This is a genomic window from Streptomyces sp. NBC_00341 (assembly GCF_041435055.1).
Classification (GTDB): domain Bacteria; phylum Actinomycetota; class Actinomycetes; order Streptomycetales; family Streptomycetaceae; genus Streptomyces.
In genome coordinates, this window is record NZ_CP108002.1 from 4,460,452 (window position 1) to 4,474,186 (window position 13,735).

Sequence of the window (13,735 nt, forward strand, 5' to 3'; positions counted from 1 at the left end):
GATCGGAGTCTCCGTTGGGGCAAGGGGGGCCTTAGTGAACGGCGTCACATAACTAATTCTTGGGAACCGACTTGCGTAATTTGAGGTGAAGTTCGGTCCTAGGAGGGTTTTGACCGTGCGTAGTCTGTCCGGCATGCAGACCACCGGGAACCGCGTGACGCCCGACCGCGTCAGTCTCCGCGGACTGACCGGATGCGCTGCGGACGTGCCCGTCGCAGGGCTGGTCCGTAATTCGGGGGGACCGGATCTCAACTGCCGCTTCCAGGCGTTCTCGCCTGCCCGAGGAGTAGTCGTTCGATGAGCGAGCACCGTCGCAAAGCACCGCAGCCGCAAGGTGGCGGGCGCGCAGCGACCAGACGAGCCACCCAGCAGTCCTCAGGACGCCGCGCAGCGCCGTCACGTAGCGTGACTTCTGAATCACCTTCCGGTCCGCACGGCGAGGACACCCCGTACGGCGGGCGTGCCGCGGCGAGACGGGCCGCCCAGCGCGGCTCCGGCGGCCGTGGCGGTTCCGACGGCGGAGGACGGCGCCGGGGCGGTGGTGGCGACGACGGGGCCGAGGGCCCCGGCCGGGGCCGAGGGCGCGGAAGCCAGCGCCCGGTCAAGAAGCGCTTCATCGACTACCCGCGCGCCGGCAAGCACGGCGCGCGGCGCTGGGTGCCGTCGTGGAAGCTCGTCTCCGGCCTGTGCATCGGCTTCGTGGGCATTCTGATGGGCGTTGCCAGCCTCGCGTACGCGATGGTGACGATGCCCAAGGTGAACGATGCCGCGAAGGCGGAGAACAACGTTTACTACTGGTCCGACAACACGCAGATGGTCGCGACCGGTGGTATGGCCAACCGCCAGGTCATCGCGTACGAGCAGATCCCGGAGGCGATGCGCAACGCCGTCATCTCGGCGGAGAACAAGTCCTTCGAGCATGACAAGGGCATCGACCCGATGGGCATCGGCCGCGCCGTGTGGAACATGGCCAAGGGCGGCCAGACGCAGGGTGGCTCGACCATCACGCAGCAGTACGTGAAGAACTCGCGGCTCTCCCAGGAACAGACCCTGAGCCGGAAGGTCGAGGAGCTCTTCATCACGCTGAAGGTCGGCGAGCAGGGGAACAAGAAGGAGGTCATGGCCGGGTACCTCAACGTCTCGTACTACGGGCGGGGTGCTTCGGGTATCCAGGCGGCCGCCCGTACGTACTACGGCAAGGACGCCGCGAAGCTGAACCCGAGCGAGTGCGCCTTCCTGGCGACGCTGCTCAAGGGCGCCAGCTACTACGACCCGGCGGGTGCTCCGGACGTCGACGCGAAGGAAGCGACGCCGGCGAAGAACCTGGACCGGGCGAAGAAGCGCTGGCGGTGGATCCTGGACGAGGAGTTCAAGGACGGCCGGCTGTCGAAGGCCGATCACGACAAGTACCGGACGTTCCCGGCGCCCAAGCCGCTGAAGAAGGACGCCCAGCTGGGCGGGCAGACGGGTTACCTGGTCGAGCTGGCCCGGAAGTACTTCCTCGCGAACAACACCCGCGGTGTCACCGCCGAGATGCTCAACCGGGGCGGGTACGAGATCCACACGACCTTCGACAAGAAGAAGGTCGAGCAGCTCAACAAGGCCGTCAAGAAGGTCTACGACGAGAAGATCGACCCCAAGAAGCGCCCCGACAAGGACACCCACGTCCAGTTCGGTGGTGGCTCCGTCGATCCGGAGACCGGCGCCATCAAGGCGATCTACGGCGGCAAGGACGCGACCCAGCACTACACCAACAACGCCGACCCGACCGGCGCCGCGGTGGGTTCGACCTTCAAGCCCTTCGTGCTGGCCGCCGCGATGGAACACGGAAGACGGGACCCCGAGCTCGGCCCGGACCAGAACGACTCGCAACGCCAGAAGGTCTCGCCGCTGAGCGTCTACAACGGCAACAACAAACTGAAGATCAAGAAGTACAACGGCGAGGTATGGACCAACGAGAAGGGTGAGGAGTGGCTGCAGACCAACGACGGCAACCACTCAGAGGGCAACATCACCCTTCGTAAGGCGATGGAGGTCTCCGCCAACTCCCCCTACGTCCAGCTCGGTATGGACGTGGGCACGGACAAGGTGAAGGAGGCGGCGATGGCCGCCGGCCTGAAGGACGACGACAACATGGCGAACTCGACCGTTCCGTCGTTCTCCATCGGTACGTCCTCGCCGAGCGTGATCCGGATGGCCGGCGCGTACGCCACGTTCGCGGCCAGCGGCCAGCAGCGCGAGCCGTTCTCGGTCACTCAGGTGAAGAAGCTCGGCGAGGTGATGTACCAGCACGAGACGGTCACCAAGCGCGCCTTCGACAACGTCGTGGCCGACAACGTGACCGACGTGCTCAAGAACGTCGTCGAGCACGGTACGGGTACACCCGCCAAGCTTCCGGGCCGCGATGTGGCGGGCAAGACGGGTACGACGGACGACAACCTCTCCGCCTGGTTCGTCGGCTACACCCCGCAGCTCTCGACGGCGATCAGCATGTACCGGCTGGACGACAACGAGAAGCACAAGGGCCGCAAGTTCGAGAAGATGTACGGGACCGGCGGTGAGGAGAAGATCCACGGCGCCTCGTTCCCGGCCCAGATCTGGCACGACTACATGGCGGAAGCCATGCAGGGCAAGAAGGTCGTGGACTTCCCGAAGGCGGAGCCGATCGGCGACAAGCTCTACGGCGGCGGCGCGAGCAGCCCCAAGCCGACGCCCAGCTACACGCCCCCGCCGAGCCCGTCCATAACGCCGTCCGACACGCCCCCGCCGAGCGCTCCGGCCTCGCCGCCGTCGCCGCCCGACCCGACGGAGAGCTGCGGTGCCTGGGACTGGAACTGCCAGAACAACAACGGCGGTACGTCCGACGGAGGGGACAACAGCGGCGCCGACGCCGGCACGACCGGCGGGGACGACGGCGGCACACCCGGTACCACGGAGGGGACAACGGCCGGCAACGGCGATCCCGGCGGCTCCAGCCCGCCCGCCGGCGACGGAGGGAACGGCAACGGGAACGGCAACAACGGCATCCTCGGAGGTGCGAACGGGTAGCGGCCTCCGCCCGGCCGGGCAGGCCGGCGCGGGGCAGTCCGACAGCCATGGCGAGGGCCGCCGCACCACGGGGTGCGGCGGCCCTCGCCGTTCGCACAGTCCGGTACGGCAGGATGTGCGGCATGCCAAGTGCAGAGGACACGAGCGTGCAGCAGGAACGGTCCGTCGTACGGCCCACGCGTGAGGACGAGGTCGCCGCGGCCGGCAGCGAGCTGATCGGCGGGAGGTCGGGCCGCTGGTCGCGGCTCGGCAGTACCGCACTCACCCCCGTGGGTGCCGTCGCGCTGGTCGCGCTGGGGATGTTCGCGCTCGGCATGGTGCAGAAGCTGCCCTGCTACAACTGGGCCTGGTTCCAGGGCGCGGGCTCCCAGTACACCCACGCCTGCTACTCCGATATTCCGCATCTGTACGCCGGGCGCGGCTTCTCCGACGGCCTGGTGCCCTACTTCGACCGGCTGCCCGGCGATATGCAGTATCTGGAGTACCCCGTCCTCACGGGGGTGTTCATGCAGATCGCGGCGTGGCTGACCCCGGGCGGTTCGATCCAGCACCAGGAGCAGGTGTACTGGCTGGTCAACGCGGGCATGCTGATGATCTGCACCGCGATCATCGCCGTCTGTGTCGCGCGCACGCACCGGCGCCGCCCCTGGGACGGCCTCCTGGTGGCTCTCGCACCCGCCTTCGCGCTCACCGCCACGATCAACTGGGACCTGCTGGCCGTCGCCCTCACGGCCGCGGCGATGCTCATGTGGTCCAGGAGCCGGCCGCTGGCGTTCGGCATCCTGATCGGGCTGGCCACCGCCGCCAAGCTGTATCCCGTGCTGCTGCTGGGACCGGCCTTCGTGCTGTGCTGGCGGGCCGCGAAATGGCGGGCGTTCTGGGTGGCGACGCTCGGCGCCGCGGCCTCCTGGCTGGTCGTCAACCTGCCGGTGATGGTGTTCGCCCCCGACGGGTGGAAGAAGTTCTACACCTTCAGCGAGGAACGCTCGATCGACTTCGGCTCGTTCTGGCTGATCATCACGCAGCGCACCGGTGAGTCCATCGACGTCAGCACGGTCAACACCGTCTCGACCCTGGCGACGGTCGGGCTGTGCGCCGCCATCGGCGCGCTGACACTGACGGCGCCGCGCAGGCCCCGGTTCGCGCAGCTCGCGTTCCTCGTCGTCGCGGTGTTCATCCTCGTCAACAAGGTCTACTCACCGCAGTACGTGCTGTGGCTGATCCCCCTCGCCGCGCTGGCCCGGCCGCGCTGGCGGGACTTCCTGATCTGGCAGGCGTGCGAGGTCATGTACTTCCTGGGGATCTGGATGTACCTCGCCTACACGACGAGCGGCGACAAGCACCAGGGCCTGCCGACGGAGGGCTACCAGCTCGCCATCGCCCTGCATCTGCTGGGCACGCTGTACCTCTGCGCCGTGGTCGTGCGGGACATCCTGATGCCGGAGCGGGACGGCGTGCGGCGCGACGGTTCGGACGACCCCTCGGGCGGGGTGCTCGACGGGGCGCCGGACGCCTTCGTGCTGGGCCGTGCGGCAGCGCACCCGCCGCGCCATGCCGCGCTCACGGTCGAGGGACCGCGCGTGGAGTGGGGCGCAGGGGGCACGCCGGCCGCCGACTGAGCGACGGGACGGGTGAGGCGCGCCGGGGCCGCAGCGATGCGGCGGCCCCGGGCGGCTCAGCGGTCTACGAGGCGGTCGAACTGCGTGGTGGTGTGGCGCAGGTGGGCCACCAGCTCGTCGCCGACCCTCGGCTCCTCCGCGTCGGAGGGCACGAACAGGATCGACACCTGCATGTGCGGCGGCTCTGCGAACCAGCGCTGCTTGCCGGCCCAGACGAACGGCGACAGGTTGCGGTTGACGGTGGCCAGGCCGGCGCGGGCGACGCCCTTGGCGCGCGGCATCACGCCGTGCAGCGCCTTCGGGGCCTCCAGGCCCACCCCGTGCGACGTACCGCCCGCGACGACCACCAGCCAGCCGTCGGACGCGGCCTTCTGCTGCCGGTAGCCGAACCGGTCGCCCTTGGCGACGCGCGTGACGTCGAGCACCGCGCCCCGGTACTCCGTCGCCTCGTGGTCGCCGAGCCAGAGCCGGGTCCCGATGCGGGCCCGGAACCGGGTCTGCGGGAACTGCTGCTGGAGCCGGCCCAGTTCCTCGGCCCGCAGGTGGCTGACGAACATCGTGTGCAGCGGCAGCCTGGCCGCCCTCAGGCGGTCCATCCAGGCGATGACCTCCTCGACCGCGTCCGAGCCGTCCGCGCGGTCCAGCGGGAGGTGCAGGGCGAAGCCTTCGAGGCGTACGTCCTCGATGGCGGCGTGCAGCTGCCCGAGCTCCTCCTCCTTGACGCCGTGCCGCCTCATCGAGCTCATGCACTCGATGACGACCCGGGCGCCCACCAGGGCGTGCACCCCGTCCACCGACGACACGGAACGGATGACCCGGTCGGGCAGGGGCACCGGCTCCTCACCCCGCCGGAACGGCGTGAGCACCAGCAGATCGCCGCTGAACCAGTCCTTGATCCGGGCTGCTTCGTAGGTGGTGCCGACCGCGAGCGTGTCGGAACCGAAACGGATCGCCTCGTCGGCCAGCCGTTCGTGGCCGAAGCCGTACCCGTTGCCCTTGCAGACCGGTACGAGCCCGGGGAACTGATCGAGCACGGATTTCTGGTGCGCCCGCCAGCGCGCGGTGTCGACGTACAGGGAGAGCGCCATGGCCGGTCCGGAACCTTTCTGGTGGCTGCGGTGTATCAGAGGTGTGAAGAGCTACTTGAAGAGCCCATTGAAACGAATGAAGCCGGTTTCGTCAGCCTTGCGCCACGGATCGTTGTGTCATGGATCCGTGCGCCACGGATCCATGTGCCCCGGATCAGCGGCGGGACATGTAGATGTCGAGCGCCTTGTGCAGCAGCTTGTTGAGGGGGAAGTCCCACTCACCGAGGTACTCCGCCGCCTGACCGCCGGTGCCGACCTTGAACTGGATCAGGCCGAAGAGGTGGTCGGTCTCGTCCAGCGAATCGGAGATCCCGCGCAGGTCGTAGACGGTGGCGCCCATGGCGTACGAGTCGCGGAGCATCCGCCACTGCATCGCGTTCGAGGGCCTGACCTCACGCTTGTGGTTGGCCGACGCACCGTAGGAGTACCAGACGTGACCGCCGACGATCAGCATGGTCGCGGCCGCGACGTTCTCGCCCTCGTGACGGGCGAAGTACAGCCGCATCCGGTTGGGGTCCTCGTTGTTGAGGGCCGTCCACATGCGCTGGAAGTAGCCGAGCGGGCGCGGCCGGAAGTGGTCGCGCTCGGCCGTGATCTCGTACAGCCGCTGCCACTCGGCGAGCTCGGCATAGCTGCCCTGGACGACCTCGACGCCGGCCTTCTCGGCCTTCTTGATGTTGCGCCGCCAGAGCTGGTTGAAGCCCTTGTGGACGTCTTCGAGCGAACGGTTCGCCAGCGGCACCTGGAAGATGTAGCGGGGCTGTACGTCACCGAAGCCGGCGCCGCCGTCCTCGCCCTGCTGCCACCCCATCTTCCGCAGCCGGTCCGCGACTTCGAAGGCGCGGGGCTCGATGTGGGTGGCCTCGACGTCGCGCAGGCGCTTCACGTCGGGGTCCTGGATACCGGCCTTGATCGCGTGGGCGTCCCAGCGGCGGATGACGACCGGCGGGCCCATCTTCACCGAGAAGGCGCCCTGCTGCTTGAGGTGCGTCAGCATCGGCTGCAGCCAGTCGGCCAGGTTCGGGGCGTACCAGTTGATGACCGGGCCCTCGGGAAGATAAGCGAGGTACCGCTTGATCTTGGGGAGCTGCCGGTAGAGCACCAGGCCGGCGCCGACGAGCTCGCCGTTCTTGTCGAACCAGCCCAGGCTCTCCGAGCGCCACTCGGCCTTCACATCCGCCCATGCCGGGACCTGCATGTGACTCGCCGCGGGCAGACTCTGGATGTACGCCAGATGCTGCTCTCGGCTGATGGTCCTCAGGGTCAGGCTCATGCGGGGCGCTCCTCGGCAGGTGTGTCCCCATCGGTCAGGGGCTCCGGCTCTCGCGCCGAAGCCTACTGTGACCGGGAAGCGCGCGGTCTGGCCCTGTCGCACCCGGACGGTTCCGGCAGGTGGTACGGGGGGCGGCGCCGGGCTGCTACGCCGCCCCGGACCCGTGCCGGGCCCGCCGGATGCCGCCGGGCTCAGCCCACCACGCCGCCGAAGAGGCCGCCGTGGGCCATGCCGAGGAAGAACCCGATGGCGGAGGCTCCGATACCGAGGATCAGCGGGAACCTCTCCCGCGTCGTCACGGAGATGTACTGCCCGTACGCGCCTACGAGGATTCCGACGAGCCCGGCCCACGAGCTGATCAGATGCAGGCCGTGGAACCACGCCGTCACGAACGCGAGGATGCCGAGAGCCAGCGTTACCGCCACCAGGGCGTCCTGGAGCGGATGAGCCTTTCCGTCAGTGGCGAAGAGGGAGACGGACGAACGGGGTCGCACTGCGTGTGCCATGGAGTACCTCCTGGCCGAAAGGCGGCGCATCGTGGCGCCGCTCACACCCGATGTGTACAGATTGCGTCTCCTGACCACCGGATTTCAACCGGAAGCCCGTCTACGGGTACTCTGGACGGTCTGCACCGGTGTCTGCCCGGGCCACCCCATCTCAGCCCCTCCTTGACCGAGGGCGTTGTCAGTGGCGGCTGTTTTACTCGGAGACACTGTTGCTTACGCATCACGACCCTCCTGCCACGGAACGACCGTGGCCGCTGAGTCCAAAGGAGGTGGGTTCCACATGCGTCACTACGAGGTGATGGTCATCCTCGACCCCGATCTCGAGGAGCGAGCAGTCTCCCCGCTGATCGAGAACTTCCTCTCCGTCGTCCGTGAGGGCGAAGGAAAGGTTGAGAAGGTCGACACCTGGGGCCGTCGTCGGCTCGCTTACGAGATCAAGAAGAAGCCCGAGGGCATCTACTCGGTCATCGACCTGCAGGCCGAGCCTGCGGTCGTCAAGGAGCTCGACCGCCAGATGAACCTGAACGAGTCGGTCCTCCGGACCAAGGTCCTCCGTCCCGAGATCCACTGAGCTTCTAGCTCAGTGGTCATCGGGTTCGAGTAGCAGCAAGCAGCCAGAAGCAATCCCCGCCGAGAGGTTCATCCATGGCAGGCGAGACCGTCATCACGGTCGTCGGCAATCTCGTCGACGACCCCGAGCTGCGCTTCACCCCGTCCGGTGCGGCGGTCGCGAAGTTCCGCGTCGCGTCCACTCCCCGCATCTTCGACCGGCAGACCAATGAGTGGAAGGACGGCGAAGGCCTGTTCCTCACCTGCTCGGTCTGGCGGCAGGCGGCGGAGAACGTCGCCGAGTCGCTCACGCGAGGCATGCGCGTTGTCGTGCAGGGCCGGCTGAAGCAGCGGTCGTACGAAGACCGCGAGGGCGTCAAGCGCACGGTCTACGAGCTGGACGTCGAGGAAGTCGGCCCCAGTCTCAAGAGCGCCACGGCCAAGGTCACCAAGACCACCGGTCGCGGTGGCCAGGGCGGCCAGGGCCAGGGTGGATACGGCGGCGGTCAGCAGGGTGGCGGTAACTGGGGCGGCGGTCCCGGTGCTGGTGGCCAGCAGGGCGGTGGCGGCGCTCCCGCCGACGACCCGTGGGCCACGAGCGCGCCGGCCGGCGGCCAGCAGGGCGGGGGCCAGCAGGGCGGCGGAGGCGGCTGGGGCGGAAGCTCCGGCGGTTCCGGCGGCTCTTCTGGAACGTCTGGCGGCGGCTACTCGGACGAGCCGCCCTTCTAAGGGCAGCTCGTACCCCCACTTCTTGATCACACAGGAGAAACACCATGGCGAAGCCGCCTGTGCGCAAGCCTAAGAAGAAGGTCTGCGCGTTCTGCAAGGACAAGACCCAGTACGTGGACTACAAGGACACGAACATGCTGCGGAAGTTCATTTCCGACCGTGGCAAGATCCGTGCCCGCCGCGTCACCGGCAACTGCACGCAGCATCAGCGTGACGTCGCCACGGCTGTCAAGAACAGCCGTGAGATGGCGCTGCTGCCCTACACGTCCACCGCGCGATAAGGGAAGGGTGACCGAATCATGAAGATCATCCTCACCCACGAGGTCTCCGGCCTCGGTGCTGCTGGCGACGTCGTTGACGTCAAGGACGGGTACGCCCGTAACTACCTGGTTCCGCGTGGCTTCGCCATTCGCTGGACCAAGGGTGGCGAGAAGGACGTGGCGCAGATCCGCCGCGCCCGCAAGATCCACGAGATCGCCACGATCGAGCAGGCCAACGAGATCAAGTCCAAGCTCGAGGCCGTGAAGGTCCGTCTGGCCGTTCGCTCCGGCGACGCCGGTCGTCTCTTCGGCTCCGTCACCCCGGCCGACATCGCCTCGGCGATCAAGGCTGCCGGTGGTCCGGACGTCGACAAGCGTCGCGTCGAGCTCGGCTCGCCGATCAAGACGCTCGGCGGACACCAGGTGTCCGTGCGTCTGCACCCCGAGGTCGCTGCGAAGCTCGGCGTCGAGGTTGTTGCTGCCTGATCAGGCCGCATCTCAGCAGAACAGTGAAGGGCCGCACCTCTTGAGGTGCGGCCCTTCGCCGTTTCCCGCTCGGGGAGCTTGCTGGACCCCGTGCCTGTTTCACGTGAAACAGGCACGAGTGCGGCCGGGGGACTCAGCGAGCAGCGCCGGTGACCAGCCACTTGCCCGAGCGGGTCCGCAGCCAGAGTGTCGCCATGCGAACGGCCATCATCAGCGTCATCGCACACCACAGCGCTGTCAGCCCGCCGCCCAGGGCGGGAACCAGCAGGGCCACCGGGGCGAAGACGGCCAGGGTGACGAGCATGGCCCAGGCCAGATACGGGCCGTCTCCGGCACCCATCAGCACACCGTCCAGAACGAAGACGACCCCGGAGATCGGCTGGGTCAGGGCCACCACCAGCAAGGCGGGGAAGAGGGTGTCCTGGACGGACTGGTCGCTGGTGAACAGCGGCACGAACAGCGGCCGGGCGAGAATGATCAGTACCCCGAAGAGCACGCCGGACGCGATGCCCCACTGCACCATGCGGCGGCAGGCCTCGCGTGCGCCCTTCGCGTCATCGGCTCCCAGGTACCGTCCGATGATGGCCTGCCCGGCGATGGCGATGGCGTCCAGCGCGAAGGCCATCAGGCTCCAGAGCGAGAGGATGATCTGGTGCGCGGCTATGTCGGTGTCGCCGAGCCGGGCGGCGACGGCGGTGGCGATGAGCAGGACGGCGCGCAGCGACATCGTACGGACCAGGAGGGGAACGCCGGCCTGGGCGCTGGCCTTGATGCCGGCGACGTCGGGCCGCAGGGAGGCGCCGTGCCGTCGGGCGCCGCGGACCACCACGACGAGATAGGCCGCGGCCATCGAGATCTGAGCGATCACCGTGCCCCAGGCCGATCCGGCGATACCGAGACCGGCGCCGTAGACGAGCCCCACGTTGAGGACTCCGTTGGCAGTGAAACCGCCGATGGCGACATAAAGCGGGGTGCGGGTGTTCTGCAGGCCCCGGAGCACCCCGGTCGCGGCCATCACGACGAGCATGGCGGGGATGCCGAGGCTGGAGATCCGCAGATAGGTGGTGGCGTAGGGGGCCGCGGTGTCGGATGCGCCGAAGACCTCCACGAGCCAGGGGGACAGGGGGAGCGTCAGGGCGATGACCGCGAGGCCGAGCAGGATCGCCAGCCAGATGCCGTCCATGCCCTGGCGGATCGCGGAGGACAGGTCCCCGGCACCGACCCGGCGGGCGACCGCCGCTGTGGTGGCGTACGCGAGGAAGACGAAGATGCTCACGCCGGTCGTCAGGAGGGCTGCCGCGACAGCCAGGCCGGCCAGTTGAGGGGTTCCGAGATGGCCGACGATGGCGCTGTCGACCATGACGAAAAGGGGCTCGGCCACGAGCGCGCCGAAGGCGGGAACCGCGAGTGCGATGATCTCGCGGTCGTGTCGACGGCGACTGGGTGGCGGGCTCGCCGGTGCCTGGGTCATGGGGGCCAATCTAATCTTCCACAGGTAACAGATGCAATCCCCTATTGATCCTTACATGTGGAGGAGTTCGGCGTTCTGCTGCGTGTGTGTTGCCGTGATCTTGCGCCGACTCGGAAAGTTTTTCTCCCCCACAGTCGGTGGATGAGAAACATGCAGGTCAGACGGGTGATGGTGGGGGTGCTATGAGTTTGTCCACAGTGCTGTCCCCCGGTCCGTGCACAGGTTCTGCGTGGTTCTCCACAGCATCTGGTCCGTCGTCCACATGCCCTGTGGATAACCAGATTGGCTGACGGTGCTCCGAGGCCTAACGTGGTGCGGCGCCCCCACCCCGTTTCGGCCTGGAAACCCGGCAGAACCCGACACACCGCAACCGGAGTCGGGCGTCTTGTTTGTCGGTGCCGTGCCGTAAGAAAGAGTGGCACGGCTAGGTCCGCGGAGCGGACGGGAGGAGGCGGCCGGATGAGTATCCCCGAGCCCTTGGACGACCCCTGGGCCGACACCGGCCCCAGCGACCGGCTGCCCGTCTCCCGCCAGCGTCGGGGCGAGGGCCGTGACCGCGGTGAGCAGCACGACCGCGGCCGGGAGAGCGGCGGCTGGGAAGGCGGTTCCCGGGAGTTCGAGCGGGTGCCGCCCCAGGATCTCGACGCGGAGCAGTCGGTCCTCGGCGGCATGCTCCTGTCCAAGGACGCCATCGCCGATGTCGTGGAGATCATCAAGGGCCACGATTTCTACCGCCCCGCTCACGAGACCGTCTTCCAGGCGATCCTCGACCTCTACGCCAAGGGCGAGCCGGCCGACCCGATCACCGTGGCGGCCGAACTCGTCAAGCGCGGCGAGATCACCAAGGTGGGCGGAGCCCCGTATCTGCACACCCTGGTCCAGTCGGTGCCGACCGCGGCCAACGCCTCGTACTACGCGGAGATCGTTCATGAGCGTGCCGTCCTGCGGCGGCTCGTCGAGGCGGGCACGAAGATCACGCAGATGGGATACGCGGCCGACGGCGATGTGGACGACATCGTGAACTCGGCACAGGCCGAGATCTACGCCGTCACCGAGCAGCGGACCAGCGAGGACTACCTGCCGCTCGGCGACATCATGGAGGGCGCGCTCGACGAGATCGAGGCGATCGGATCCCGCAGCGGGGAGATGACCGGTGTACCGACCGGTTTCACCGATCTCGACGCCCTGACCAACGGCCTCCACCCCGGCCAGATGGTCGTCATCGCGGCCCGGCCCGCCATGGGTAAGTCCACGCTCGCCCTGGACTTCGCACGGGCCTGTTCGATCAAGAGCAATCTGCCCAGCGTGATCTTCTCCCTGGAAATGGGCCGCAACGAGATCGCGATGCGACTGCTGTCCGCAGAGGCGCGGGTGGCGCTCCACCACATGCGCTCCGGCACCATGACCGACGAGGACTGGACCCGGCTGGCGCGACGGATGCCGGACGTCTCCGCCGCCCCCCTCTACATCGACGACTCCCCGAACCTCTCCATGATGGAGATCCGGGCGAAGTGCCGTCGCCTCAAGCAGCGCAACGATCTCAAGCTGGTGGTCATCGACTATCTGCAGCTGATGCAGTCCGGTGGCTCGAAGCGTGCCGAGAGCCGTCAGCAAGAGGTCTCTGACATGTCCCGAAACCTCAAGCTCCTCGCCAAGGAGCTCCAACTGCCGGTCATCGCGCTCTCCCAGCTGAACCGTGGCCCGGAGCAGCGCACGGACAAGAAGCCGATGGTCTCCGACCTCCGTGAGTCCGGTTCCATCGAGCAGGACGCCGACATGGTGATCCTGCTGCACCGCGAGGACGCCTACGAGAAGGAGTCACCGCGAGCGGGCGAGGCGGACCTGATCGTGGCCAAGCACCGTAACGGTCCGACGGCGACGATCACCGTCGCCTTCCAGGGACACTACTCGCGCTTCGTGGACATGGCACAGACCTGACCGGAGAGCGTCGCAGGCTCGCATTTCCACTGTCCCCTTCTCGTTGACGGTGGCCTTTGTCCGGCCCGGGGGACAGCGCGGTGGGACGAACCCCCTGTCCGGCGACAAGGCTGCGGGGCAGTGGTTGCGGCCACGCATCGTCAGGGTCCGCCACGGTATCGACTCGGTAGTCGCGTGCCGTTCTCAGCGAATACCGTTCTTGGCCAACTGGCTCAGCAGAGCGTCCACCACGGGGGGCTTCAGACCCAGCGCCAGGAACGCCAAGGGCCTGAGGCCGTGCCGTGCGATCTCGACCCGGTGGAAGGTCATGAAGACCGACGCGCCGCTGGACCGGTTCAGCACGGTCACCTCGCTCCACGCCACCGCGTCCCGCACGCCGCCGAACAGACTGGTGACGACCAGGCCGTCCGTGTAGACGTAGCATCGCCTGAGTCCCGATCTGGCGGACATGTGACGCCACGCCCGAATGAGGCCGAACAGGGCGAACACCACCGCTGTCATGACGGCGCCCTTGGCGAATGCCGCCGGGGGCGTGATGGCTGCCAAGCAGATGATCAGGACGGCGTACAGCACCAGCCCGACCCGCTGCGCCATCTGTGCCAGAGCACCTCCCACTCCCGCGATGGGATAACTACCGAGACGCTCGCCGAGGCCGAGCCCGTCCACGCCCTGTCGCATGATTAATCGTCTCCTCCGGCACAGCGCCATGATCTCCCCATGGATTCGGACCAACCGTCAGCCGTCCAGGTGCGGCTGACGGGACGGCGG

12 protein-coding genes are annotated in these 13,735 nt (G+C 67.9%); 7 read left to right on the plus strand and 5 right to left on the minus strand.

What is annotated here, in order from left to right; genetic code table 11:
- The first annotated feature begins 297 nt into the window (after positions 1 to 297).
- Positions 298 to 3,048, plus strand: a complete 2,751-nt coding sequence (locus OG892_RS20065; protein ID WP_371629878.1) for a transglycosylase domain-containing protein — start codon at positions 298 to 300, stop codon at positions 3,046 to 3,048.
- 122 nt (positions 3,049 to 3,170) lie between these two features.
- Positions 3,171 to 4,667: a glycosyltransferase family 87 protein gene (locus tag OG892_RS20070; RefSeq protein WP_371629879.1), complete on the plus strand. Its 1,497-nt coding sequence runs from the start codon at positions 3,171 to 3,173 to the stop codon at positions 4,665 to 4,667.
- A 56-nt stretch (positions 4,668 to 4,723) separates the two neighbouring features.
- Here OG892_RS20070 and OG892_RS20075 read toward each other — a convergent pair whose 3' ends face one another.
- From OG892_RS20075 to OG892_RS20085, 3 genes are all read right to left on the minus strand, one after another.
- Positions 4,724 to 5,755, minus strand: a complete 1,032-nt coding sequence (locus OG892_RS20075) for an alanine racemase (protein ID WP_024489527.1) — start codon at positions 5,753 to 5,755, stop codon at positions 4,724 to 4,726.
- A 154-nt stretch (positions 5,756 to 5,909) separates the two neighbouring features.
- Positions 5,910 to 7,028, minus strand: coding sequence for a peptidoglycan bridge formation glycyltransferase FemA/FemB family protein (locus OG892_RS20080; RefSeq protein ID WP_073733224.1), 1,119 nt, complete (start codon positions 7,026 to 7,028; stop codon positions 5,910 to 5,912).
- A 191-nt stretch (positions 7,029 to 7,219) separates the two neighbouring features.
- Complete coding sequence (locus OG892_RS20085; protein ID WP_123527684.1) at positions 7,220 to 7,534, minus strand: hypothetical protein; 315 nt, start codon at positions 7,532 to 7,534, stop codon at positions 7,220 to 7,222.
- A 280-nt stretch (positions 7,535 to 7,814) separates the two neighbouring features.
- Between OG892_RS20085 and rpsF the strand changes: the two genes are divergently transcribed.
- The 4 genes from rpsF to rplI all read left to right on the plus strand — a co-directional run bounded on the left by rpsF (position 7,815) and on the right by rplI (position 9,558).
- On the plus strand, positions 7,815 to 8,105 hold the full coding sequence (gene rpsF / locus OG892_RS20090; protein ID WP_018101872.1) for a 30S ribosomal protein S6: 291 nt from the start codon (positions 7,815 to 7,817) through the stop codon (positions 8,103 to 8,105).
- A 74-nt stretch (positions 8,106 to 8,179) separates the two neighbouring features.
- Positions 8,180 to 8,812 (plus strand): single-stranded DNA-binding protein, encoded by a 633-nt coding sequence (locus OG892_RS20095; RefSeq protein ID WP_073733222.1) that lies wholly within the window; start codon positions 8,180 to 8,182, stop codon positions 8,810 to 8,812.
- 44 nt (positions 8,813 to 8,856) lie between these two features.
- Complete coding sequence (gene rpsR / locus OG892_RS20100; RefSeq protein ID WP_003967857.1) at positions 8,857 to 9,093, plus strand: 30S ribosomal protein S18; 237 nt, start codon at positions 8,857 to 8,859, stop codon at positions 9,091 to 9,093.
- 18 nt (positions 9,094 to 9,111) lie between these two features.
- Positions 9,112 to 9,558 (plus strand): 50S ribosomal protein L9, encoded by a 447-nt coding sequence (rplI, locus tag OG892_RS20105; protein ID WP_073733221.1) that lies wholly within the window; start codon positions 9,112 to 9,114, stop codon positions 9,556 to 9,558.
- Between the two features lie 133 nt (positions 9,559 to 9,691).
- On the opposite strand, the gene OG892_RS20110 is transcribed toward rplI, so the two are convergent.
- Complete coding sequence (locus OG892_RS20110; RefSeq protein WP_073733220.1) at positions 9,692 to 11,029, minus strand: MATE family efflux transporter; 1,338 nt, start codon at positions 11,027 to 11,029, stop codon at positions 9,692 to 9,694.
- Between the two features lie 477 nt (positions 11,030 to 11,506).
- Between OG892_RS20110 and dnaB the strand changes: the two genes are divergently transcribed.
- Positions 11,507 to 12,967 carry a replicative DNA helicase gene (gene dnaB / locus OG892_RS20115; RefSeq protein WP_063624777.1) on the plus strand — a complete coding sequence of 487 codons (1,461 nt, stop codon included), beginning with the start codon at positions 11,507 to 11,509 and terminating at the stop codon, positions 12,965 to 12,967.
- A 183-nt stretch (positions 12,968 to 13,150) separates the two neighbouring features.
- On the opposite strand, the gene OG892_RS20120 is transcribed toward dnaB, so the two are convergent.
- Positions 13,151 to 13,645 carry a hypothetical protein gene (locus OG892_RS20120; protein WP_327337969.1) on the minus strand — a complete coding sequence of 165 codons (495 nt, stop codon included), beginning with the start codon at positions 13,643 to 13,645 and terminating at the stop codon, positions 13,151 to 13,153.
- Positions 13,646 to 13,735 lie beyond the last annotated feature (90 nt).

Excerpts from the sequence above, each read along its gene's own strand:
- OG892_RS20070 (WP_371629879.1), top strand. The coding sequence starts at position 3,171 with ATGCCAAGTGCAGAGGACACGAGCGTGCAGCAGGAACGGTCCGTCGTA.
- OG892_RS20095 (WP_073733222.1), top strand. The coding sequence starts at position 8,180 with ATGGCAGGCGAGACCGTCATCACGGTCGTCGGCAATCTCGTCGACGAC.
- OG892_RS20120 (WP_327337969.1), bottom strand. The coding sequence starts at position 13,645 with ATGCGACAGGGCGTGGACGGGCTCGGCCTCGGCGAGCGTCTCGGTAGT.
- rplI (WP_073733221.1), top strand. The coding sequence starts at position 9,112 with ATGAAGATCATCCTCACCCACGAGGTCTCCGGCCTCGGTGCTGCTGGC.
- OG892_RS20075 (WP_024489527.1), bottom strand. The coding sequence starts at position 5,755 with ATGGCGCTCTCCCTGTACGTCGACACCGCGCGCTGGCGGGCGCACCAG.
- OG892_RS20080 (WP_073733224.1), bottom strand. The coding sequence starts at position 7,028 with ATGAGCCTGACCCTGAGGACCATCAGCCGAGAGCAGCATCTGGCGTAC.
- rpsF (WP_018101872.1), top strand. The coding sequence starts at position 7,815 with ATGCGTCACTACGAGGTGATGGTCATCCTCGACCCCGATCTCGAGGAG.
- OG892_RS20065 (WP_371629878.1), top strand. The coding sequence starts at position 298 with ATGAGCGAGCACCGTCGCAAAGCACCGCAGCCGCAAGGTGGCGGGCGC.
- OG892_RS20085 (WP_123527684.1), bottom strand. The coding sequence starts at position 7,534 with ATGGCACACGCAGTGCGACCCCGTTCGTCCGTCTCCCTCTTCGCCACT.
- OG892_RS20110 (WP_073733220.1), bottom strand. The coding sequence starts at position 11,029 with ATGACCCAGGCACCGGCGAGCCCGCCACCCAGTCGCCGTCGACACGAC.
- rpsR (WP_003967857.1), top strand. The coding sequence starts at position 8,857 with ATGGCGAAGCCGCCTGTGCGCAAGCCTAAGAAGAAGGTCTGCGCGTTC.